General features: G+C 67.2%; 18 protein-coding genes. 9 read left to right on the top strand and 9 right to left on the bottom strand.

Translation table 11 applies throughout. The features are described from left to right. Window positions 1–176: 176 nt before the first annotated feature. The gene (locus AC1VNX_RS04875; RefSeq protein WP_483155706.1) at window positions 177–1,280 is read right to left on the bottom strand and encodes a fumarylacetoacetate hydrolase family protein; all 1,104 of its coding nucleotides are present in this window, start codon (window positions 1,278–1,280) and stop codon (window positions 177–179) included. Window positions 1,281–1,420: 140 nt separating this feature from the next. Between AC1VNX_RS04875 and AC1VNX_RS04870 the strand changes: the two genes are divergently transcribed. Then, the gene (locus tag AC1VNX_RS04870) at window positions 1,421–2,611 is read left to right on the top strand and encodes a DUF3108 domain-containing protein (RefSeq protein ID WP_483155705.1); all 1,191 of its coding nucleotides are present in this window, start codon (window positions 1,421–1,423) and stop codon (window positions 2,609–2,611) included. A 114-nt stretch (window positions 2,612–2,725) separates the two neighbouring features. Further along, window positions 2,726–3,037, top strand: coding sequence for a BTH_I0359 family protein (locus tag AC1VNX_RS04865; protein WP_301507889.1), 312 nt, complete (start codon window positions 2,726–2,728; stop codon window positions 3,035–3,037). Window positions 3,038–3,100: 63 nt separating this feature from the next. Here AC1VNX_RS04865 and AC1VNX_RS04860 read toward each other — a convergent pair whose 3' ends face one another. Then, window positions 3,101–4,183, bottom strand: coding sequence for an AbrB family transcriptional regulator (locus AC1VNX_RS04860; RefSeq protein WP_483155704.1), 1,083 nt, complete (start codon window positions 4,181–4,183; stop codon window positions 3,101–3,103). A 78-nt stretch (window positions 4,184–4,261) separates the two neighbouring features. On the opposite strand from AC1VNX_RS04860, the gene AC1VNX_RS04855 reads away from it, so the two are divergent. After that, window positions 4,262–5,158 carry a ChaN family lipoprotein gene (locus tag AC1VNX_RS04855; protein ID WP_483155703.1) on the top strand — a complete coding sequence of 299 codons (897 nt, stop codon included), beginning with the start codon at window positions 4,262–4,264 and terminating at the stop codon, window positions 5,156–5,158. Here the strand turns inward: AC1VNX_RS04855 and AC1VNX_RS04850 are convergent. From AC1VNX_RS04850 to aptA, 3 genes are all read right to left on the bottom strand, one after another. Continuing rightward, window positions 5,106–5,441 carry a hypothetical protein gene (locus AC1VNX_RS04850; protein WP_483161877.1) on the bottom strand — a complete coding sequence of 112 codons (336 nt, stop codon included), beginning with the start codon at window positions 5,439–5,441 and terminating at the stop codon, window positions 5,106–5,108. The two genes, AC1VNX_RS04855 and AC1VNX_RS04850, sit on opposite strands and share 53 nt — an antisense overlap. After that, the gene (locus AC1VNX_RS04845; protein ID WP_483162064.1) at window positions 5,368–5,577 is read right to left on the bottom strand and encodes a hypothetical protein; all 210 of its coding nucleotides are present in this window, start codon (window positions 5,575–5,577) and stop codon (window positions 5,368–5,370) included. Before AC1VNX_RS04845 ends, AC1VNX_RS04850 begins: the two co-directional genes overlap by 74 nt. 126 nt (window positions 5,578–5,703) lie before the next feature. Further along, entirely contained in the window at window positions 5,704–7,038 is a 1,335-nt protein-coding gene (gene aptA, locus AC1VNX_RS04840) for an omega-aminotransferase AptA (RefSeq protein ID WP_483155702.1), read from the bottom strand. Between the two features lie 73 nt (window positions 7,039–7,111). Between aptA and purU the strand changes: the two genes are divergently transcribed. Further along, a complete protein-coding gene (purU, locus tag AC1VNX_RS04835) occupies window positions 7,112–7,978 on the top strand; it encodes a formyltetrahydrofolate deformylase (protein WP_301507895.1) in 867 nt (288 codons plus the stop codon). A 69-nt stretch (window positions 7,979–8,047) separates the two neighbouring features. Here purU and AC1VNX_RS04830 read toward each other — a convergent pair whose 3' ends face one another. From AC1VNX_RS04830 to AC1VNX_RS04815, 4 genes are all read right to left on the bottom strand, one after another. Next, window positions 8,048–8,422: a YXWGXW repeat-containing protein gene (locus AC1VNX_RS04830; RefSeq protein ID WP_483155701.1), complete on the bottom strand. Its 375-nt coding sequence runs from the start codon at window positions 8,420–8,422 to the stop codon at window positions 8,048–8,050. A 163-nt stretch (window positions 8,423–8,585) separates the two neighbouring features. Then, a complete protein-coding gene (locus tag AC1VNX_RS04825; protein WP_483155700.1) occupies window positions 8,586–9,905 on the bottom strand; it encodes a GDSL-type esterase/lipase family protein in 1,320 nt (439 codons plus the stop codon). A 65-nt stretch (window positions 9,906–9,970) separates the two neighbouring features. Further along, the gene (locus tag AC1VNX_RS04820) at window positions 9,971–13,267 is read right to left on the bottom strand and encodes a carboxyl transferase domain-containing protein (protein WP_483161876.1); all 3,297 of its coding nucleotides are present in this window, start codon (window positions 13,265–13,267) and stop codon (window positions 9,971–9,973) included. A 13-nt stretch (window positions 13,268–13,280) separates the two neighbouring features. Then, complete coding sequence (locus tag AC1VNX_RS04815; RefSeq protein WP_483155699.1) at window positions 13,281–14,894, bottom strand: AMP-binding protein; 1,614 nt, start codon at window positions 14,892–14,894, stop codon at window positions 13,281–13,283. An 85-nt stretch (window positions 14,895–14,979) separates the two neighbouring features. On the opposite strand from AC1VNX_RS04815, the gene AC1VNX_RS04810 reads away from it, so the two are divergent. From AC1VNX_RS04810 to AC1VNX_RS04790, 5 genes are all read left to right on the top strand, one after another. Beyond that, complete coding sequence (locus AC1VNX_RS04810; RefSeq protein ID WP_483155698.1) at window positions 14,980–15,675, top strand: TetR/AcrR family transcriptional regulator; 696 nt, start codon at window positions 14,980–14,982, stop codon at window positions 15,673–15,675. Between the two features lie 35 nt (window positions 15,676–15,710). Then, entirely contained in the window at window positions 15,711–16,967 is a 1,257-nt protein-coding gene (locus AC1VNX_RS04805; RefSeq protein WP_483155697.1) for a branched-chain amino acid ABC transporter substrate-binding protein, read from the top strand. 3 nt (window positions 16,968–16,970) lie between these two features. Next, window positions 16,971–18,122, top strand: coding sequence for an AAA family ATPase (locus tag AC1VNX_RS04800; protein ID WP_483155696.1), 1,152 nt, complete (start codon window positions 16,971–16,973; stop codon window positions 18,120–18,122). Beyond that, on the top strand, window positions 18,122–18,787 hold the full coding sequence (locus tag AC1VNX_RS04795; RefSeq protein ID WP_483155695.1) for a DUF4276 family protein: 666 nt from the start codon (window positions 18,122–18,124) through the stop codon (window positions 18,785–18,787). Before AC1VNX_RS04800 ends, AC1VNX_RS04795 begins: the two co-directional genes overlap by 1 nt. A 130-nt stretch (window positions 18,788–18,917) precedes the next feature. After that, on the top strand, window positions 18,918–22,136 hold the full coding sequence (locus AC1VNX_RS04790) for a bifunctional cytochrome P450/NADPH--P450 reductase (RefSeq protein WP_483155694.1): 3,219 nt from the start codon (window positions 18,918–18,920) through the stop codon (window positions 22,134–22,136). Window positions 22,137–22,146: the final 10 nt, after the last annotated feature.

The raw sequence follows: 22,146 nt of genomic DNA, 5'->3' as shown, positions 1-22,146 counted from the left end.
CTTCCTGAATTCACCTGCCATGCAATATGGTCAACAGTTGCAGTGACTCTTTAGGCTTTGGGAGGGCATGTCGGCCATGTACTCGCTGGAATAGGCTCCGGCTGGCGCGCGCATTGGCGACGCCGCCGAACCGGAATGTCTCGATTCACCGGCACAGGCGATCATGGGTCGGATCGTCAGTTCTCGGGGGTATCTTGAAGCTCCTCGTCAGACGGCTCGCCCCCGCCCTGCTGCGGCTTCACCAGCGACACCGGCGCCTCCTTCGGCCGCCCGGCCGTCGACACGATCTCCTGGTCGATCGCGCCGAAGAGCGAGCGCCCGTCCAGCCCCTTCATCTCGATGCGGATGGTGTCGCCGAACTTCATGAAGTCGGTGTAGGGCTGGCCGGTCTGGATGGTCTCGATGCAGCGCTTCTCGGCGATGCACGAGTAGCCCTTGGGCCAGTCCATCTGGCCGTCCTTCTTCTCGACGCCCTTGTTGCTCACGGTGCCGCTGCCGACGATGCTGCCGGCGCGCACGTTGCGGGTCTTGGCGATGTGGGCGATGAGCTGGCCGAAGTGGAAGGTCATCTCCGGGCCGGCGTCGCACATGCCGACCTTGCGGCCGTTCCAGCTGCTTTGCAGCGCCAGGTGCACGCGGCCGTGCTGCCAGGCCTCGCCGAGTTCGTCGAGGGTGACGGCCACGGGGCTGAAGGCGGTGGCGGGCTTGCTCTGGAAGAAGCCGAAGCCCTTGGCCAGCTCGGCCGGGATGAGGTTGCGCAGGCTCACGTCGTTGGCCAGCATCACGAGGCGGATGCCATCCAGCGCCTGGTCGGGCGTGGCGCCCATGCGCACGTCGCCGGTGATGACCGCGATTTCGGCCTCGAAGTCGATGCCCATGGCTTCGCTGGGCACGATCACGTCGTCGGTGGGGCCGAGGAAGTCGTCGCTGCCGCCCTGGTACATCAGCGGGTCGGTGTAGAAGCTCTCGGGCACCTCGGCGTTGCGCGCCTTGCGCACCAGCTCGACGTGGTTCAGGTAGGCCGAGCCGTCGGCCCATTGGTAGGCCCGCGGCAGCGGGGCCATGCACATCGAGGGGTCGAAGGGAAAGGCGTGGCGCGCGCGGCCGGCGTTGAGGCTGGCGTACAGGTCCTGCAGCTGCGGGCTCATGAAGCCCCAATCGTCCAGCACCTGCTGCAGCCGGTTGGCGATGCCGGTGGCGTAGTGGGCGAGCGTGAGGTCGCGCGATACGACGACGAGCTGGCCGTCGCGCGAGCCGTCCTTCAGGGTGGCGAGTTTCATGATGCGGTGCGTGCGTGAGAACGGGAGCGGGGCGCCGGCATGGACCCGTCGCCGCTCCCACTTAAACTGGTTGAACGGGCGGCAGTTTACCGAGGTGGTCTTTGGTGAACCTCCTGGCCGGCGCCTCACTCCACATACCGATGCCGACGCTCGTCGCCCCGCCCTCTTCTGCACTGCTGCCTCCCGGCCTGCCCGGGCGTCCGTCGTGGCGCGCGCTGGTCGGGCTGACGCTGCTGGTGGGGCTGGTCCACGTTCTGCTGCTCGGGCTGGCACCGATGGCCATGGGGCCGGAGCCCTCGCCGCTGGCGAGCAAGTTCAGCACGCGCACCATCGTGATCGCGCCTCCCGCCGCCGAGGCGCCCGCACCGGCAGCCGCGCCCGCCGAAGCGAGGCCCGCACCGCCACCGAAGCCCAAGCGGCCGCGCGAAGCCTCGGTGCCCAGGCCGAAGCCGGCACCGAAGCCCGCCCCCGCCGAACCGTCGCCAGAACCTGAGACAGTTGCGACGCCCGCACCGGAAACGCCCGACCTGACAGCCCAGGCCGCTACCGATTCAGGAGCAACACCGCCCGAAGCGGCGGCCAGCGCTCCGGCGGGCGCGACATCGCCCTCCGGCGGAACCGGCACCGCCGCGACGGCCGGCGGCGAGACCTCGGGCACCATCGCCGGCACGCAGGCGATGAAGATCCCGGGCTCGGTCACGCTGGACTTCGAAGCCACCGGCCAGTCCGGCGCCTCGCCGCAGCGCGGCGTGTTCGGCGAACTGGTCTGGCTGCAGGACGGCACCCGCTACGACGGCCGGCTGACGCTCAAGGCGGTGTTCTTCACGCTGCTCAACTGGCACAGCACCGGGCGCATCGGTCCCTCGGGCCTGGAGCCGGAGCGGTATTCCGAGAGCCGCAAATCGGAAGTGGCTTCGCATTTCGTGCGCGACCAGAACCAGATCGTGTTCAGCAGCAACACGCCGCCCGTGCCCCTGCTGCCTGGCGCGCAGGACCGCATGAGCGTCATGATGCAGCTCGGCGGCCTTCTGGCGGCCAGCCCGCAGCGCTACCCGGCAGGCACCAAGATTTCGGTGCAGACCGTTGGCCCCCGGGACGCCGAGGTCTGGGTCTTCGTGGTCGGCGACGAGGAAAAACTCAGCCTGCCGGCCGGCGAATTCACCGCGCGCAAGCTCACCCGCGACCCGCGCAAGGCCTTCGACAGGAAACTGGAACTCTGGCTCGCCCCGGAATACGGGTATCTACCCGTGCGGATCAGGCAAACCGAGGCCAACGGGGACTTCGCTGACGCGCAGTTGCGCAAACCCCTGCCTCCCGGTCCGCCCAATTGAGGAGAAAGTCACAACAACGAAGCGAAAGGAGTCAGGGATATGCCAATTAGCCAGTTGGTTTTACAGATAGACAACCTATCTTGAAACTGGCGCGTTGATTGCTATCTAACCCCCATGAACGCCATCGACATCCTCACAGGGCCCGCCATGAACATGCTTTATGACTCGGAGTCTTTCGTCGTCGTCCACGTGCAGCCCAATGAAGGCGAGGAGTCCGCGCAGCCGAACATGCCGGTCCTCGAGCGCCATGGCTTCGAGATCGTGGACAAGCGTTCGGGCAAGGAGGTGTACCTCGACGGCTCCTGGGCCGAACTGTTCCAGCAACAGATCGCCGCTTGGCAGCTCAACACCCCCACGCAGGAAGAGGTCGAGGACACGCTCGAAGGCTACGCAGAGCTGGCCCACACGCCCGTTCTGGTGCACTGAAGCCGCATCCGGCCCACCGCGCTCCCTCGGAGCGATCAGAAAGCGCCCCCTCGGGCGCTTTTTTCATGGCCGCACCGGCTTCGCTGACTCACGGCGGTAGATCCACCGGAACATCGGCCCCACGATCAGCAGCACCGCCACCAGCCGGCAGACCTGGAAGGCCGTGACCACCGGCACGCCCAGCTGCAGCACCTTGGCGGTGATCGACATCTCGGCGATGCCGCCCGGCGAGGTGCCAAGGATCATCGTGGCCGGATGCAGCCCGGTCGCCCACGCCAGCAGCCACGCCACCGCGGCGCAGAGCACCAGCATGCCGAAGGTGCCCAGCACCACCGAGCCCAGCCAGCGCGGCGCCGTGTGCAAGAACTCGCGGCTGAAGCGCACGCCCAGGCTCACGGCGATCACCAGCTGCGCCGTGTTCGACATCCACGCAGGCACGGCCGACAGCGACTGGCCCGCGATGGTGAAGCCCATCGCCACCAGCAGCGGCCCGATGAACCACGGGTTGGTGCGCTTCAGCGCGCGCATCGCGAGCGCGCCGATGCCGGTCGCCACCGCCAGCAGCGCGAGGCCAACAGGGTTCACTTCGCGCACGCCCGGCGGGTTGATCTCCAGGCCGTGCAGCCCGCTCCACTGCATCGCGAAGGGGATGGTCACCGTCACCACCACCAGCCGCAGGCTGTGCGCCGCGGCCACGAGGTCGGTGCGCGCGCCGGCCGACTCGGCCATCAGCGTCATCTCCGACGCGCCGCCGATGGCGCCCGAGAAGTAAGTCGTGGCTCTCATGGACTTCGCCGGCACCTGCGGCATGCGCGCCGCGTGCATCGCGTGCAGCCAGCGGCCGAAGCCCACGCCCAGCAGCAGTGCCCAGGCGATGGCCAGCACGATCGCCCACCAGACGCTGGCGACCAGCCCCACCACGTGCGGCGTGAAATACAGCCCCAGCGCCGTGCCGATGGTCCACTGCCCCGCGTTGCGCAGCGGCGTGTAGCTCGCGGTGGGGGCGCCCGCGATCGAGGCCAGCGACACCGCGAGCAGCGGGCCGATCATCCAGGGCAGCGGCGTATGCAGCGCCAGGCACGCACACGCGGCAGCGAGCGCCAGCAGCAGCGTGGCCAGCACGCGAACGGGATATCGGGAAGACACGGACCGGAAGAAGGGACGACAGGGAAAAGCGGCGGCGGACGGCACCGCGTGCGCGCGCCGAGGGCATAGTATGGCGCGATGCCTCTTCCTCACCGGCCCGCTCGGGCTTCCCGTCTCCCGCTGCTGTTCCCCCTGTTCGCCGCGGCCGCGCTAGCGGGCTGCTCGGCGTTCTCGTCCCTTTCGGCATCGGGCGCCGATGCGCCGGACGCTCCCGTCGCGCGCCGCGTCGCGGCACTGCAGCCGGTCGATGCCCTGCTGCTAGGCGAGCAGCACGACGCGCCCGAGCACCACGTCATCGAGCGCGAGACGGTCGAGGCGCTGGCCGCGCGCGGCCATCTCGCAGCGCTGGCACTGGAGATGGCCGAGGAAGGCCGCAGCACCGCGCAGTTCGCCCCCACCGCCACCGAGGCGCAGGTGCAGGCCGCGCTCGACTGGAGCGACAAGGCCTGGCCCTGGGCCAGCTACGGCCCCGCCGTGATGGCCGCCGTGCGCGCCGGCGTGCCGGTGGTCGGCGCCAACCTGCCGCGCGCCCGCATGAAGGACGCGATGGCCGACGTCTCGCTCGACGTGCAGCTCAACGGCGAGGCCTTTACCGCCCAGCAGGACGCCGTGCGCGAAGGTCACTGCCGGATGCTCCCCGAATCGCAGATCGTCCCCATGACGCGCATCCAGGTGGGCCGCGACCGCGCGATGGCGCAGGCCATCGTCAAGGCGAAGCGGCCGGGCCAGACCGTGCTGCTGATCGCCGGCGCCGGTCACGTGGTGCGCGCGCTTGGCGTTCCGCAGCACCTGCCCGACGACGTGAAGATCGCCGCCGTACGGCTGATGGCCGCACCGGCTTCCGCGGCCGGCCCCGAGACCGGCGACTACGACCGCATCTGGCGCACGCCGCCCCTGCCCGAGAAAGACTACTGCGCCGAGTTCAAGCGACAGGCCAGGCCGCAGCCCAAGACCAAAGAAATACGCGTTGAATGACGATTCCTCTTTTGAAAACGCACCCGACGGATCCACGAGTGCTACGTTTCGCGAGGGATGCTAGGCACCGGATGCGGTGACCGGTATCCCGGGAACCGGTAGAAATGGAAAGCGGGAAGCGGCAGGCTCCGAACGCGAGCTGCATCGTCTCCTGCACCGCGGTTGCATTTGCGCTTGCAGGCTTCGCATCGGCGGCAGGCAATGCGCCTTCATGCTCCAGCAGCCGCTGTTTGCGAATGACACCGCCCGCATAGCCCTTGAGCTCGCCGTTCTTGCCGATCACGCGATGGCAGGGAACGACGATGCTGACGGGCGCGATGGTCCGCGTAGTCCAGCGCATGAATCGTGCCGGCGTCGTCGACGACGAGAAGGAGCCCACCCAGTGGCGACTCGATGCGGCTCAGTTGCAGCTTCAGCATGATCGTGTCCTCGGAAAAGAAAAGGCAGCGGGGCCGCGAACATTCACATGCTGCGCGTTCCCTGCCGCCTCCACCGGCCGTATCCGGACATCGATCTCCGGCTGGCCGCCGGTACCGTGCTCCCTCTCAGGCGTGCGCCTTGATCGAATCGGCCAGCGTGTTCACCAGCGTGTCGATGTGCGACTTCTCGACGATGTACGGCGGCGCGATCACCAGCACGTCGCCCGCGGGCCGCACCAGCGCGCCCTTGTGGAAGCAGTCGAGGAAGATCTCGTAGGCGCGCTTGCCCGGCGTGCCCGCGATGGGTGCGAGCTCCACCGCCGCGGCGAGGCCGAGGCTGCGGATGCTGATGACGTTGGGCAGGCCCTTCAGCGTGCTGTGGAAGGCATCGCCCAGCACCTTGCCCATTTCGCCTGCGCGCGTGAAGAGGTTCTCCTGCTTGAAGAGATCGAGCGTGGCGATGGCGGCCGCGCAGGCCACCGGGTGGCCCGAGTAGGTGTAGCCGTGGAAGAACTCGACCACGTGCTCGGGTGCGTCGGTCTTCATCATCGCGTCGTAGAGCTTGTCGCGGCAGATCACGCCGCCCAGCGGGATGACGCCGTTGGTCACGCACTTGGCGAAGTTCAGCATGTCGGGGACCACACCGAAGTAGTCGGACGCGAAGTTGGTGCCCATGCGGCCGAAGCCGGTGATGACCTCGTCGAAGATCAGCAGGATGCCGTGCTTGTCGCAGATCTCGCGCAGCCGCTTCAGGTAGCCCTTGGGCGGCAGGTACCAGCCGGCCGAACCGGCCACCGGCTCCACGATGATCGCGGCCACGTTGCTCGGGTCGTGCAACGGCAGGATGCGCGTCTCGAGCTCGACCAGCGGGTCCTCGGCCCACACCGGCTCCTCGTTGTGGATGTAGGCGTGGTTCACCGGATCGTGGATGAAGCGCATGTGGTCCACGCGCGGCAGGAAGGCCGAGCCGAACACCTTGCGGTTGCCCGGGATGCCGCCCACCGACATGCCGCCGAATCCCACGCCGTGATAACCCTTCTCGCGGCCGATGAACACGTTGCGGTGGCCCTCGCCGCGCGCGCGGTGATAGGCCAGCGCCACCTTCATCGAGGTGTCGGCCGCTTCCGAGCCCGAGTTGCAGAACAGCACCTTGTTCAGGTCGCCCGGGGCCAGCGAGGCGATCATCTCGGCCGCCTTGAAGGCCTTGTCGTTGCTGACCTGGAAGGCGGTGGCGTAGTCCAGCGTGTCGAGCTGCTGCTTGATCGCCTCGTTGATCGGCTTGCGGTTATGGCCCGCACCCACGCACCACAGCGACGAGATGCCGTCGATCACCTTGCGCCCGTCGTGGGTGGTGAACTCCATGCCGTCGGCCGCCACGAACACGCGCGGGTCCTTGCGGAAATGACGGTTGGGGGTGAAGGGCAACCACTGGTTGTCCATGTTGAAGTCCTGGTAGGCCATGTCTCGCTCCTGCGGTTGGGTTATCTGGGAGGGGAAAATCGCGATTCTGGCACCCTGCGACAATCCCATCCTGATGACGACCTCTACGCCCACCTCGCCTGCCTACATCCTGAACCTCTACTGCCCCGACCGGACGGGCATCGTGCACGCCGTTTCGGGCTTCCTGCTCGAGCACGGCGCCAACATCGAGGAGGCGGCCCAGTACAACGACCATGACACGGGTCTTTTCTTCATGCGCGTGCGCTTCGCCTGCGGCGCCCACAGCGAAGCCGTGCTGCGCGAGGAGCTGAAGGCCTTCGCCACCGGCTTCGGCATGACGCTGCAGCTGCACGCGGCCGCCGAGCCGATGAAGACCGTCATCATGGTCAGCAAGGAAGGCCACTGCCTCAACGACCTGCTGTTCCGCTGGAAGAGCGGCCTGCTCGCCATCGACGTGCGCGCCATCATCTCGAACCACCGCGACTTCTACCAGCTGGCCGCCAGCTACAACGTGCCCTTCCACCACATCCCGGTGACGGGCGCGACCAAGGCGCAGGCCGAGGCCAGGCAGCTCGAGATCATCGAGGCCGAGGGCGCCGAACTCGTGGTGCTCGCGCGCTACATGCAGATCCTGAGCGACAACCTCTGCCGCAGCCTGTCGGGCCGCGCCATCAACATCCACCACTCGTTCCTGCCGAGCTTCAAGGGCGCCAAGCCCTACTACCAGGCTCACGACCGCGGCGTGAAGCTGATCGGCGCCACCGCCCACTACGTGACCGCCGACCTCGACGAAGGCCCGATCATCGAGCAGGACGTGGCCCGCGCCGACCACACCGACACGGTGGAAGACCTCACGGCCCGAGGCCGCGACACCGAGAGCCAGGTGCTGGCGCGCGCGGTGAAGTGGCACAGCGAGCACCGGGTGCTGCTGAACGGGCACCGCACGGTGGTGTTCCGCTGAACTTCCAGCAGCAAGCCCTCAAATAAACATGCCCCCTCTTCAGGGGGCATGTTTGCTTAGGCAACGCCGTCAGTTGCGATACGGATTGTTCGGCCGACGGTCATAGCGGTTCGGCACGCCGTCGCCGTCACGGTCCCAGCGGCCCCTGTCGTAGACCCAGCGGTCGCCGTCCTGGCGCCACTCCGGCGCGCGGTAGGCGTAGCCCGGGCGGGCACGGACCCAGCCGCCGCCGATCCACACGTGGCGGCCGCCGCGCCACTCGTAGTGCCCCGGCGCCCACACGTAGCCGCGGCGCGGCGGCGGAACGCGTTCATAGCGCGGCGGAGGCGGCGGCACCTGGATGGTGACCACGGGTTGCGCCTGCGCGGCCGTCGGAACGGTCAGCGCGCCCACCGACAGAAGCGATGCAGCGCCGACGGAAAGAGCCAATGCGAGTTTTTTCATGAAGAACTCCTCATGAGTTGTTGGAGGAGCCTTCATGCTGCCCAGCCCTTGTGAACCTCCTGTAAGCCGTGCACGAAGTCTTGTGTAAAGCTGTGACGCGCCTTTGGGGTCTTTCTGGCTCTTGCTAGCGCTCACTCACTCGCGCAGGAAGCCCATGAAAGGCTCATTCCTGCAGTTCGCGCAGGTCGATGGCCGCGGCCATCGCCGCATGGCCAGCCTTGTTGGGATGCAGGTGGTCGCCCGAGTCGAACAGCGGGTTCAGCGCCTGCGGATCGGCCGGGTCGCGCAGCGCGGCGTCGAAATCGATCACGCCGTCGACGTCCTGCTTGCCGCGGATCCAGCGGTTCACGGCCTCGCGCATGGCCTCGCTCGCTTCGCTCCAGTAGGGCGTGTTCCTGAACGGCGGCACGGTGCCGATCAGCACCTTCACGCCCTTGGCGCGCGCCTGCTTCACGAGCTGCTGCAGCCCTTCGGTGATGCGTTCGGCCGTCGGCATGTCGCGCGGCTTGAGCTCCGCGCCAGGCACCTTGGCGAACAGTGTGCGGCCGATGTCGTTGGTGCCCAGCAGGATGATCGCGTGGGTCGCGCTGCTCTGCTTCAGCACGTCGAGCTCGAAGCGCGAAAGACCGCTGGGGCCGATGCCGTCGGCCAGCAGGCGGTTGCCGCCGATGCCCACGTTGAGCACCGCGACGTCCTGCCCGCCGGGTTGGGTATCGCGCAGGCGCGTGGCCAGCATGTCGGGGTAGGCGCCGGTGGTGGCCTCCGTGGTACCCGCCGTGATCGAATCGCCGAAGGCCACGACGGTGCGAATGGACTTGGTGGTGAGCACGTCGAGCCCGGTCACGATCTGGTTGAGCACCAGCGTCGACGAATTCCTGAGCTTCGGCGTCATCACCGCATTGCCGGCCGTCACCCATGTCGTGCCCGACTCCAGCATCGATACCGTGGAGAAGGGCGTGGCGCGATCGAAGAAGGCGCTCACCACCACGGTCTGGCCCGCCTGCACCGGCAAATCGATGCCGTCGCTCCAGGCCTCCGCGCCCGGGGCGATGGTGAGGCTGCTGCGGCCGCCGAAATGCAGCACGCGCAGCGTGGCCGGCGAGAACGCCTCGGCACCGGTGCCGCGCGCCACGCTCGCCGCGGCGATGCGCAGCGGCGTCTTGCCGAAACGATTGGAAAAGCGGATGCGGATGCGCTCTCCGTCGAGCGACAGCTCCACCTTCTGGCGGAGCGTCTGTCCGCGCAGGTCATTGCCCGCGGGCGACGAGTAGCTGCCGCCGCCGGGGCTCGCGGCCATCTCGGCGAAGTCGACGGGCGCCACCGCCCAGCTCGCGACCCAGTGCGCCTCGGCGGGCTGGCGCGCACGCCCATCGGGCGTGACGGCTTGCACACCGATGGCCAGCAGGGCAAGGAGGAAGGCAGCCACCCAGTGAGCGACGGCCACGTCGCGAAGGCGGGCTGCCCATCGGGAAACCAGGTTCATGCACGCAAAGCGGCCCAGTGTACGGAGCCACTGTTCCCCCGCGCGTGACGAGGTCTAAAGCCCGGTTACCAGGTGTCTACGTATGCAACAGCCGCCCCTTGCGCCTTCGTCGCGGAAGACAGGCCGCGCACCAGCCAGGTGCGCGTCTCGGCCGGGTCGATGACCGCGTCGATCTCCAGCGTCTGCGCCATGTGGATGGCCTCGCCGTTCTCGTATTGCTGCGCGACCAGCTTCTTGAACAACGCATCGCGCTCGGCACCTTCGGGCGCGGCGGCCAGCTCCTTGCGAAAACCCAGCCGCACTGCACCTTCCAGCCCCATAGCGCCGAATTCACCCGTAGGCCATGCCACGGTAAATACGGGTGCATCGAAGCCACCGGCCGTCATCGCCTGCGCGCCCAGACCATAGCCCTTGCGCAGCACCACGGCAAAGAAGGGCACGCGCAGATGCGAAGCCACCATGAACATGCGGCACACATGCCGCACCTGCGCCTGCGCCTCGATCTCGGGCCCGACCATGAAGCCGGGCGTGTCGCACAACGAAACAATTGGAAGGCCGTGCGCATTGCACAGCTGCATGAATCGCGCGGACTTGTCGGCCGCCTCCACGTCGATGGCGCCGCCCAGGTGATGCGGGTTGTTGGCCATCAGCCCGACCGGCCTGCCCTCGATACGCGCGAGCGCGGTGACGATGCCCGCGCCGAAGCCCGCGCGCAGCTCGAGCAGCGAGCCGGTGTCGGCCACGCCGCGCATCGCGGCGCGCACGTCGTACACGCGAAGGCGGTTCTCGGGCACCACGTGGCGCAGCGTGCGCGGGTCGGCGCACTGCCAGTCGGTAGTCGCGCCCTGGAAGTACGAGAGGTACTGCTTCGCGGCGGCCACTGCCGCGGCCTCGTCTTCCACCAGGATGTCGATCACGCCGTTGCGCGACTGCACCCCGCTCGGCCCGATCTGCTCCGGCGCGAAAGTACCGAGCCCGCCGCCCTCGATCATCGCGGGGCCGCTCATGCCGATGTTGCTGCCCTTGGTGGCGATGATCACGTCGGCGCAGCCCAGCAGCGCCGCATTGCCCGCGAAGCAGCGGCCGTGCACGATGCCCACCACCGGCACCTTGCCCGAGAGCGCCGCGAACTGGCTGAAGGTGTGGTTGTTGAGGCCGGCCACGATGGGCATGTCGGTATCGCCTGGCCGCCCGCCGCCGCCTTCCGCGAAGAGCACCACCGGTAGCTTCAGCTGATGCGCCACCGCGAGCAGCCGGTCGGTCTTGTGGTGGTTGCGCATGCCCTGCGTGCCGGCCAGCACCGTGTAGTCGTAGGCCAGCACCGCGCAGCGCGAGGCCTCGGGGCCGAACTGCTTCGCGTTGACGCTGCCCAGCCCCGTGACCATGCCATCGGCGGGCGTGTTGACGACAAGATCTTCCAGCGTGCGGCGACGCGTCTGCGCGGCAATGGCGAGCGCGCCGTACTCGATGAAGTTGGCAGGGTCGGAAACTGTGTCGCACAGGTCCGCGATGTTCTCGCGCGCGGTGCGCCCGCCCTGCGCATGGCGCTTGTCGACGGCAGCCTTGCGGTTGGCGTCGAGCGTGTAGGCATGGCGGTCGATCACTTTTTGCAGGTCGGGGCGGATCGCGTCGAGATCGTGCTCGGCGCGCGCCTCGGCCTGCACGGCCAGCGTATCGACGGCTTCGAGCTGCACCAGCGACTGCCCCTCGACGAGGTAGTCGCCCGGCGCGGCCAGCAACGCCACCACGCGGCCGGCCACGGGCGCGTGCAGCAGATGCTCCATCTTCATGGCTTCCAGCACGCCGAGCTGCGCGCCGACCGGCAGCACGTCGCCCACCTCGACCTCGAACTGCACGAGGCGCGCGGGCATCGGGGCCTTGACGGTGAGCTCGTCCGAATCGTCATCGGCAGCAACGGGCATCTGCCCAACCGGAGCGGCCACCGTCTTTCGCACCTGCTTCTCCAGCGCCGAAGCGGCGGCGAGCAGATCGCCCAGATGCGCCTCCACGAAGCGCGTGTGCACCGCCTGCGTCTCGAACTCGGGCCGCGCCGCGATGGCACACAGCAGCGCGAGGTTGGTGGCGATGCCGTCGATGTGGCACTCGTCGAGCGCGCGCAGCGAGCGGCGCAGCGCATCCTCGAAACGCGCCGACGGCGAATGCACGATGAGCTTGGCGAGCAGCGTGTCGTAGTGCGGCGAAGGCGCGAGGCCCGCATAGCCGTGCGTGTCCACACGCACGCCGGGGCCGGCCGGCAGGTCGAAGCGCGCGAGCGTGCCGCCCGAAGGCCGTGCGTTGCCCTGTGCGTCGAGCGTCTCGGCGTTGATGCGCCACTGCACCGCGAAGCCGCGCTGCGGCGCCGTGCGGTCGGCCTCCACGCCGAGCTCGGCCAGCGGCTGGCCGGCGGCGACGGCGATCTGCAGCTGCACGAGGTCCAGCCCCGTCACCGCCTCGGTCACCGTGTGCTCGACCTGCAGGCGCGGGTTGGCCTCGATGAACACGAAGGGCAGCGTCGCCGATGCTGCATCGACCAGGAACTCGAAGGTGCCGAGCCCGCGATAGCCCACCGCCTTCGCCATGCGCAGCGCGGCCTGCGTGACCTGCGCGCGCAATGCCTCGGGCAGCGAAGGGCTGGGCGCGATTTCCACCAGCTTCTGGAAGCGCCGCTGCAGCGTGCACTCGCGCTCGCCTAGGCTTGCCACGGCCTTGCCGTCGCCGATCACCTGCACCTCGATGTGCCGCGCGTTGAGCATCAGACGCTCGACATAGACGCCCTCGATGCCGAAGGCCGCCTTGGCTTCGGACATGCAGCGCGCATGCGCCTCGGGCAACTCCTGCGCATCCAGCACCGCGCGCATGCCGCGTCCGCCGCCGCCGCCGATGGCCTTGACCATCACGCCCGCGCCCTGCGCGTGCTGCTGTGCGAAGAAGGCCTGCGCCTGCGCGAGCGTCACAGCGCCGGGGCTGCCGGGCATCACGGGCACGTCGCATTGCGTAGCGAGTTCGCGCGCGCGCGCCTTGTCGCCGAACAGGCCGAGCTGCTCCGGCGTGGGGCCGATGAAGACCAGGCCCGCATCCGCGCAGGCCTGCGCGAAGTCGGCGCGCTCGCTGAGGAAGCCATAGCCGGGATGCACCGCGTCGCAGCCCTGCGCCTTCGCCACGGCGATCAGCGCGGCGGCATCGAGGTATGCGGAAGGGCCGGTCGCGTCGAGCGCCACCGCCGTGTCGGCCAGTTGCGCATGCAGTGCGGCGGCATCGTCTCTGGCATGCACCGCCACGCTGGCGATGCCCAGGTCGCGCAGCGCGCGCACCAGGCGCACCGCGATCTCGCCGCGGTTGGCAATCAGAACTTTGGAGAACAGCAAACGGAACCTCTCAGCTTTTGTCTTTGAGCAGACGGCGCAGCACCTTGCCGGCGCCGGTGGTGGGCAGCGCGTCGATGAAGCTCACCGCGCGCGGCGCCTTGTAGCTCGCCATGTTGTCGCGCGCCCAGGCCACGAGCGCATCGGCCTCCAGCGTGGCGCCGGGCTTGCGTACGATGAAGGCTTTCACCACCTCGCCCTTTTCGGCGTCGGGCTGCGCGACGACGGCCGCCTGCGCCACCGCCGGATGCTTGATGAGGATGGTCTCGACCTCCTCCGGGAACACGCTGTAGCCCGAGACCTTGATCATTTCCTTGAAGCGGCCGATGAAGGTCAGGTAGCCGTCGGCGTCGATCTTTCCCATGTCGCCCGTGTGCACCCATCCGTTGCGCAGCGTGGCGGCCGTGGCCTCGGGCTTGTTCCAGTAGCCCCTGAAGGTGCCGGGGCTGGTGAGCACGATCTCGCCGACCTCGCCCGCCGGCAGGTCGGCCTGCGTGTCGGCATCGACGATGCGGATGGTCACGCCCGGCACCGGCACGCCCTGCGTGCCCCAGCGCGGCGCATGGTGCGGCGTGTAGGTGTCGCAGGTGTGGGTCTCGCTCAGGCCGTAGGCGGCCTCGAACGAGGTGCAGTTCGGCGCGTGCGAGCGCCACTGCAGCGCCAGCGGCTCGGTGAAGGCGATGCCGAAGCTGGTCACCGGGTTCATCTTCAGGCTGCGCAGGTCGAAGCTGGCGATGTCCGGCACCTGCATGCAGGCCACGTTCATCGGCGCGATGCTGTACCACCAGCTCACCTTGTATGCGGCGATGGCCTGCAGCGCCGCGCGCGGATCGAAGCGGTGCAGCAGCACCGAGGCCGCGCCGGTGAGCACCGGCACGTTGACGCCCATCAGCATGCCGGCGATGTGATACAGCGGCGCGATCGAGAGCAGCACGTCGGCGGGGCCCACGCCGTTGCAGTCGGCCGCCGCGCGCGTCTTGAAGAGCGCGTTGCCGTAGCTCAGCATCGCGCCCTTGGGCAGGCCGGTGGTGCCCGAGGTGTAGGTCATGAGCGCCACGTCGTCCATGCCGATGGCCACTGGCTGCGGCTTCGCGCCGGAGCGCATCACGGCGAGGAAGTCTTCGCAGCCTTCGGGCACCCTGCGCTCCGCCTCGCGCTCGGCGCAGAGTTCGGCCGGCAGGTCGAGCGCGGGCTCGGCCGGCAGCAGGTCGGCGTAATGCACCACGAACACGTGCTCAAGCGAACTCTCGGGCTGCACCTTGCGCACAACTGGCAGCAGCGGCGCGGCTGCGACGATCACGCGCGCTCTCAGGTCGTTGACCTGGTAGGCCAGCTCGTGCTCCTTGTTGAGCGGCCCGCTCGGGCAGACGATGGCGCCGATCTTCTGGATGCCGAAGTGCGCGACCAGGTACTGCGGGCAGTTGTTGAGAAAGAGCACCACCGGTTCGCCCTTGCCGACGCCCAGGGCCTGCAGGCGCGCGGCGAAGGCGTCGCTGGCGCGGTCGAGCTCGCTCCAGCTCGTGGTGTTGCCGTACCAGATGCAGGCGGGGCTGCCGCCACGCTCGCGCGCGTGGGTGCGCAGGTACTCGTGCAGGGGCTGCTGCGGGCGGTCGGGCAATGTCTCCATGGCGTCACTTTCTCAGGGTTATCGATAGCAGCCCGCAAGGGGCTGGCGCTTGCCAATGGTGCATGGTGCACGAACAATCCTACCCATGGGTATAACTTCCGCGACACGGCAAAAACCCTCTGGCTCCGCAGACCAGAGCAACGTCACGGCGCAGCCGCACCTGCCCCAGGGCACGGGCCGGCAGCGCGCGGCCACGCAGGGCACCGACCAGCAGCGCGAGCGCATCCTGCAGGCGGCCGCGCAGCTCTTCGCGGCCCAGGGCTACGCCAACACCACCATGGCGCAGATCGTGCGCGATCTGGGCATGACCAAGCCCTTCGTGTACTACTACTTCCGCGACAAGCAGGAGATCTTCGAGACGCTCTCGTGGCGCCCCGCGGTCGACTGCTTCACCGCGCTCGACTTCGCGGCCACCGATCCGCGCCGCGCGAGCGAGAAGGTGCTCGAAGGCATCGAGCGGCTCATTCGCGCGACCATCTCGCACCACCCCGTGGCCTTCTTCCCGTACCGCGAGCCGCAGGTGTACCGGCCCGAGTACCTCGCCGCGCAGAAGAAACTGGCGCACCACTTCTACGACCTGTTGTGCCCGCTGCTCGAGCAAGCGCGCGCCGACGGCGACCTCGACTTCAGCGAAACCAAGATCACCGCGCTCGCGGCCTGCAGCCTGCCGGGCTTCCTCTACAGCTGGTATCGCCCGGGCGGGCGCCTCTCGCCCGACGAGGTGGTGGCCGAGCTCACGAAGCTGGCCAGCCGCGTGATCGGGCTGCGCGTGAAGAGCTGACAACACACAACCACACCCTCCGGAGACAAGTCACCATGAAGCCAAAGAAGGCGCCACTGGCGCGGATCGCCCTTGCCTGTCTGATTGCCACAGCCGGTGCAGCAAATGCCCAGCAGGTGACCTACAAGATCGCTTACATCGACCCGCTCTCGGGCCCCTTCGCCAATGTGGGCGAGCTGATGCTGATGCACACGCAGTACGCCATCGAGGACATCAACGCCAGGGGCGGCGTGCTCGGCGGCACGAAGCTGCAGTTGCTGCAGTTCGACAGCAAGCTCTCGGCGCAGGAAAGCCAGAGCGCGCTGCAGGCGGCCATCGACCAGGGAGCGAAGGCCATCGTGACGGGCGGCTCGGGCTCCTCGGTGGTCACGGCGCTGGTGCAGTCGGTGGCGCGCTGGAACCAGCGCAACCCGGGCAAGGAGCTGATCGTGCTGAACCACTCCTCCATCGACCCCGAGATGACGGGCAAGGGCTGCAGCTTCTGGCACTTCCAGACCGAGGCCAACACCGCGATGAAGATGAAGGCGCTGGCCAACTACATCAAGAAGACGCCCGAGGTGAAGAAGGTCTACCTGCTGAACCAGGACTACGCGCACGGCAAGCAGTGGGCCAGCTATGGCCGCCAGATGGTGGGCCTGGCGCGGCCCGACATCCAGTTCGTCGGCGAGACGCTGCACCCCATCGGCCGCGTGAAGGACTTCGCGCCCTACATCGCCAACGTGAAGCAAAGCGGCGCCGACTCCGTCATCACCGGCAACTGGGGCCAGGACATGACGCTGCTGCTGAAGGCCGCCGGCGACGCGGGCTACAACCTGCGCTACTTCAACCACAGCGCGGGCTCGGTGCCGGGCACGGTCACCGCGGTGTCGCAGGCGAAGCTGGGCCAGCTGACCTGGGTGGCCGAATGGCATCCAGGCGAGGCCGACACGCCCAAGGTGGACGCGCTGGCCAAGGCCTACAAGGCCAAGACCGGCAAGGACTTCCTCGCGCCGCGCATCGACATGACGCCGCGCCTGCTGGCCGCGGCCATCAACAAGGCCGGATCCACCGACACGGTGAAGGTCGCGCATGCCCTCGAGGACCTGAGCTTCGACTCGGTGGTGGGCCCGGTGCGCATGCGCGCCGAAGACCACCAGCTGCTGCTGCCGCAGGTGGTCAACACCATCGTGCCGGTGGACGGCAAGACGGTGAAGACGGGCTGGGAGGGCACGAACTATGGCTTCCGTACCGATGCGGTCTATACCGGGAACGAGTTGGCGCAGGGCACGGAGTGCAAGATGGTCAGGCCCTGAAAGGTGAGCCTTCTAGCCCAAGTTCTGAAAATGGATCACCGGCGTGGCAATATGCAGGTTATGCGCCGGCTGGAAAAACTCTCGATCAAGAACTACAAGTCGATTCACGACCAGACGCTCGCGCTCGGCCAATTGAACCTGTTCATTGGCGGCAACGGCGTCGGAAAATCAAACCTCATCTCGGTGTTCCGATTTCTTCGCGAGGTCGTTACACAGAACCTCGCCGGCTACACCGCAATAAAAGGCGGCGCTGAAGCACTGTTGCACTTCGGGCGAAAAACTTCGAAATCCATGTCCTTTGCCTTGGAGTTTGCGGAGGGAGACGAAGCGAACGGATACAGGGTTCGGCTACTGCCAACTGACGACGATGCTTTTATCGTGGGTCTTGAACAGGCTACGTATCAAAACAGGAAAACGCACCCCCAAAAGCCCTTTGACATTCTTGTCGCGACAAATACAAGAGAGTCAAAGTTGCGCGAGCACACGCACCAGTGCGCTCGGCAAGCGATGGGAGCCCTGGAAAGCTATCGCGTCTACCACTTTCACGACACCAGCGACTCGGCGCCGATGAAGTCGACTGGAGCCATTGACGACAACAGTTTTCTTCAACCACAAGCAGAAAATCTGGCGGCATTCCTGTACTGGATGCAGGAGAAGAGTCCGAGCCACTATCGCAACGTCGTGGATACCGTTCGCCAGATCGCGCCTTTCTTCGATGATTTTCGGCTGGCCCCGTCCCGACTCAACGAGTCTCGAATTCGGCTCGAATGGCGAGAGAAGGGCAGCGATGCCTACTTCAACGCCCATGCTCTTTCGGACGGTACGCTGCGTTTCATTTGTCTTGCCACGCTGATGCTCCAGCCCAAGCCTCCCACGGTTCTCCTGCTGGACGAGCCTGAGCTAGGCCTCCACCCCGCAGCAGTATCCCTACTCGCCGGCCTTCTTTCTTCGGTATCCACGCGGTCGCAAGTGCTCGTCGCCACACAGTCCGTTACCCTCGTCAATCAATTCGGCCCCGAAGACGTTTGGACCGTCGACCGGGAAGGCCGTCAGACCGTGTTCAAACACCTGAACAGCGTCGACATGAAGATATGGCTTGACGACTATTCCCTCGGGGAGTTGTGGGAAAAAAACCTCCTGGGCGCGCGTCCCTGATGAAACGTGTGCTGGTGCTCGTCGAGGGATGGACGGAAGAAGCGTTCGTCAAACGCGTGTTGGCTCCTTTCTTCGAGTCCTCCGAGCTGTACTTGACGCCCGTCGTCCTCGTGACCAAGCGAGTCAAAGACGGGGCCAACTTTAAGGGTGGAGTCACCAATTTCGCGAAGTTCAAGAACGACCTGACCAAGTTGCTGCCCGACTCCGGGGCGTTGATAACCACTATGCTCGATTACTACGCATTGCCCACGGACTTCCCCGGCATGCCGACAAGGGCGACGTTCGGCTCGGCCAGAGAGCGAGCACGTCATGTCGAACAAGCGATCGATCAGCATTTCGGAAATCCGGGCAACTTGAGAACCTTCCTGACTCTTCACGAGTTTGAAACGTTTCTGTTTGCCGACACGGAGATATTGCCCGACGTCATGGCGACACCTGAGCGCGGTGCAGCATTTGCCGCGATCCGCGCCGGTGTACAGACACCAGAAGAAATCAACGATAGCCCTCAATCGGCACCATCGAAACGAATCGAAGCGCTGTTCCCCGCCTATCGCAAAACACTTCACGGGCCGAATGCTGCCCAGCGGATCGGCATTGAGCGAATCCGCCAAGAGTGCCCGCATTTCGCTCAATGGCTGGCGGATATCGAAGCTTTCGGCAACTAAGGCTATCTACATCGACACTTCCGCCTGCTAAGGGAAACCCCGTCCTGCCTGCCGCCTGTGCCGTCGAGATACTCCAGATGTCAAACCCCGGATCTCAGAGGCGGGTCCATACCGAAGGCATAACAAGACCATGGCAGGCAAAAACTCGCTCTACCCGATCCCGCATCCGGCGAAGAAACCCTTCGTTGGCAACCTGCTGTCGATCGGCTCCGACTCTCCCGTGCTCGACATGTGGAAGATCGCGCAGGACCTGGGCGGCATCTACTGGCTGGACATGCCGGGCATGCCGGTGATCGTGGTGTCGTCGCCCGCGCTGGTGGACGAACTCTGCGAGGAAGAACGCTTCGACAAGAGCACGCGCGGCGCGCTGCGCCGGCTGCGCGCCGCCTCGCACGGCCTCTTCACCTCCGACACGCACGAGGAGACCTGGTCGAAGCCGCACAACATCCTGCTGGCCAACTTCAGCCAGCGCGCGATGCAGGCCTATCACCCGATGATGCTGGACATCGCCGGGCAGCTGGTCACCAAGTGGGAGCGACTGAACTTCGACGAGGAGGTGGACGTGGTGCGCGACATGACCGCGCTCACGCTCGACACCATCGGCCTGTGCGGCTTCGGCTACCGCTTCAACTCCTTCTACCGCGAGGGCTTCCATCCCTTCGTCGATGCGATGGTGCGTACGCTGGAGACGGTGCAGAACCGCCGCGGCCTGCCGCTGGAGGAGCTGATGCTGAAGAAGGAGCTCGCCCAGCAGCGCAAGGACATCCGCTACATGCACAAGATGGTGGAAGACATCATCGAGGAGCGGCGCGCGAGCGGGGCCGACATCGCCACCAAGCCCGACCTGCTGAGCTACATGATCGCGGGCGTGGACAAGAAGAGCGGCGAGAAGCTCACCGACAAGATGATCCGCGACGAGTGCATCGAATTCCTCATCGCGGGGCACGAGACCACCAGCGGCCTGCTTTCCTTCGCCATCTACTTCCTGCTGAACAACCCCGAGGCCATGGCCAAGGCACAGGCCGAGGTCGACAACGTGTTCGGCCCCGACACCACGCAGAAGCCCACCTACGCGCAGGTCAACCGCCTGCAGTACGTGATGCAGGTGCTGAAGGAATCGCTGCGCCTGTACCCCACCGCGCCCGCGATCTCGATGCGCGCGAAGGAAGAAACGAAGATCGGCGGGCAGTACACGATCAAGAAGAACAACATGGTCATCATGCACGCGCTGGCGCTGCATCGCGACAAGGGCATCTGGGGCGAGGACGCCGACCAGTTCAACCCCGACCACTTCAGCCGCGAGGCCGAGCGCGAGCGGCCGGTGAACGCCTTCAAGCCCTTCGGCAACGGCCAGCGCGCCTGCATCGGGCGACAGTTCGCGCTGCAGGAGGCGGTGCTCACGCTGGGCATGATCCTGCAGCGCTTCAACCTGGTGGACCACACCGGCTACAAGCTGAAGATCAAGGAAGCGCTGACGATCAAGCCCGAGAACTTCAGGATCAAGGCGCTGCCGCGCGACCCGGCCACGCGCCCGCGCGGCAACATGAGCGACGCGGCCGCCGCACCGGTTCAGCCCGTGCAGCAGGCAGAGCGCAAGCCGCAGGCGGCGCGCCACGGCACCTCGCTGCTGGTGCTGCAGGGCTCCAACCTCGGCACCGCCGAAGACCTGGCGCGCCAGTTGGCCGAGGCCGGCGAGATGCGCGGCTTCTCGACGCAGCTGGCCTCGCTCGACGACTACGCCGAGCGCCTGCCGGCCAGCGGCGCGGTCGCCATCGTCTGCGCCTCGTACAACGGCGCGGCGCCCGACAACGCGGCAGAGTTCCACCGCTGGCTCGACAAGGCCGACGATTCGCTCAACGGCGTGCGCTTCAGCGTCTTCGGCTGCGGCAACACCGACTGGGCCTCCACCTACCAGGCTGTGCCGCGCCGCATCGACGAGCGGCTGGAGGCACTGGGCGCCACGCGCATGCATGCGCGCGGCGAAGGCGATGCACGCGAGGACATGGACGGCGCCTTCCAGGACTGGAGCGACGCCCTCTGGCCCGAACTGGCAAAGGCCTTCGGCATCAAGACCGGCGCCGACACGCCCGCGCAGAGCGAGCCGCTCTACACGCTGGAAGAACTGCCGCCGCCGCAGAAGAACGCGATCGTCGATGCGCTGGGCGCGGTGGCGCTGCGCGTGATCGAGAACCGCGAACTGCAAAGCGGTGGCAACGGCGAGGCCGGCCGCTCCACGCGCCACGTCGAGCTGATGCTGCCCGAGGGCCTTGTCTATCGCGCCGGCGACCACCTGAGCGTGGTGCCTCGCAACGGCCCTGCGCAGGTCGAGCGCGCGATGGCACGCTTCGGCTTCGACCGCACGGCCCATGTGCGGCTGCACGCGGCCACGGGCCGCAAGGCGGCGCTGCCGGTGGAGCAGGTGATCGCGGTCGACCGCCTGCTGGGCGACTATGTCGAGCTGCAGGACGTGGCCACGCGCAAGCAGATCGCCACGCTCGCGGCATACACCGAATGCCCCTTCAGCAAGCCCAAGCTGGCAGCGCTGTCGGGCAGCGACGACGCCTCGCAGGCGAACTACAAGGCCGAGGTGCTGCACAAGCGCAAGTCGGTGCTCGACCTGCTGCAGGAGTTTCCGGCCTGCCAGGTGCCGTTTGCCGTGTTCCTGGAAATGCTGTCGCCGCTCTCGCCGCGCTACTACTCGATCTCTTCGTCGCCCACGATGACGCCGGGCAAGTGCAGCGTGACCGTGGGCGTGGTGAGCGGACTGGCCAAGTCGGGCATCGGCACCTTCGAAGGCGTGTGCTCCAACTTCCTCGCGCGGGCCGAGGCCGGGGACACCGTGCACGGCGTGGTGCGCGAAACCACGGCCGAAGGCTTCAGGCTGCCGGAGGATGCGAGCCGGCCGCTCATCATGGTCGGCCCCGGCACCGGGCTCGCGCCCTTCCGGGGCTTCCTGCAGGAGCGCGCGGCGCAGGCCGAAGCGGGCGCCGCGCTCGGCGAGGCGCTGCTCTTCTTCGGCTGCCGCCACCCCGAGCAGGACTTCATCTACGCCGACGAACTGCAGGCCTGGGCGCATCGCGGCCTGATGAAACTGCACACCGCCTTCTCGCGCGCCGGCGAGCGCAAGGTCTACGTGCAGGACCTGATCCGCGAGCAGGCCGCCCATGTATGGAAGCTGCTGGAAGCCGGCGCGGTGGTCTACGTGTGCGGCGACGGCTCGCGCATGGAGCCCGACGTGCGGCGCACGCTCAGCGACCTCGCACGCGAGCACGGGCACGACAGCACCGCGTGGATGGACAAGATGATTGCCGACCAGCGCTACGTGCTGGACGTGTGGGCGGGCAACTGAAGCGGAGGTG

Source organism: Variovorax sp. TLI9-5A (genome assembly GCF_056867935.1).
The sequence above is the reverse complement of the archived record's forward strand: the minus strand, read 5'-3'. Positions and strand labels throughout refer to the sequence as shown.

Coding starts and splice junctions, on each gene's coding strand:
- AC1VNX_RS04875 (WP_483155706.1), bottom strand. CDS start 1,280: ATGAAACTCGCCACCCTGAAGGACGGCTCGCGCGACGGCCAGCTCGTC.
- AC1VNX_RS04870 (WP_483155705.1), top strand. CDS start 1,421: ATGCCGACGCTCGTCGCCCCGCCCTCTTCTGCACTGCTGCCTCCCGGC.
- AC1VNX_RS04865 (WP_301507889.1), top strand. CDS start 2,726: ATGAACGCCATCGACATCCTCACAGGGCCCGCCATGAACATGCTTTAT.
- AC1VNX_RS04855 (WP_483155703.1), top strand. CDS start 4,262: ATGCCTCTTCCTCACCGGCCCGCTCGGGCTTCCCGTCTCCCGCTGCTG.
- AC1VNX_RS04845 (WP_483162064.1), bottom strand. CDS start 5,577: ATGCTGAAGCTGCAACTGAGCCGCATCGAGTCGCCACTGGGTGGGCTC.
- aptA (WP_483155702.1), bottom strand. CDS start 7,038: ATGGCCTACCAGGACTTCAACATGGACAACCAGTGGTTGCCCTTCACC.
- purU (WP_301507895.1), top strand. CDS start 7,112: ATGACGACCTCTACGCCCACCTCGCCTGCCTACATCCTGAACCTCTAC.
- AC1VNX_RS04830 (WP_483155701.1), bottom strand. CDS start 8,422: ATGAAAAAACTCGCATTGGCTCTTTCCGTCGGCGCTGCATCGCTTCTG.
- AC1VNX_RS04825 (WP_483155700.1), bottom strand. CDS start 9,905: ATGAACCTGGTTTCCCGATGGGCAGCCCGCCTTCGCGACGTGGCCGTC.
- AC1VNX_RS04815 (WP_483155699.1), bottom strand. CDS start 14,894: ATGGAGACATTGCCCGACCGCCCGCAGCAGCCCCTGCACGAGTACCTG.
- AC1VNX_RS04810 (WP_483155698.1), top strand. CDS start 14,980: ATGGGTATAACTTCCGCGACACGGCAAAAACCCTCTGGCTCCGCAGAC.
- AC1VNX_RS04805 (WP_483155697.1), top strand. CDS start 15,711: ATGAAGCCAAAGAAGGCGCCACTGGCGCGGATCGCCCTTGCCTGTCTG.
- AC1VNX_RS04795 (WP_483155695.1), top strand. CDS start 18,122: ATGAAACGTGTGCTGGTGCTCGTCGAGGGATGGACGGAAGAAGCGTTC.
- AC1VNX_RS04790 (WP_483155694.1), top strand. CDS start 18,918: ATGGCAGGCAAAAACTCGCTCTACCCGATCCCGCATCCGGCGAAGAAA.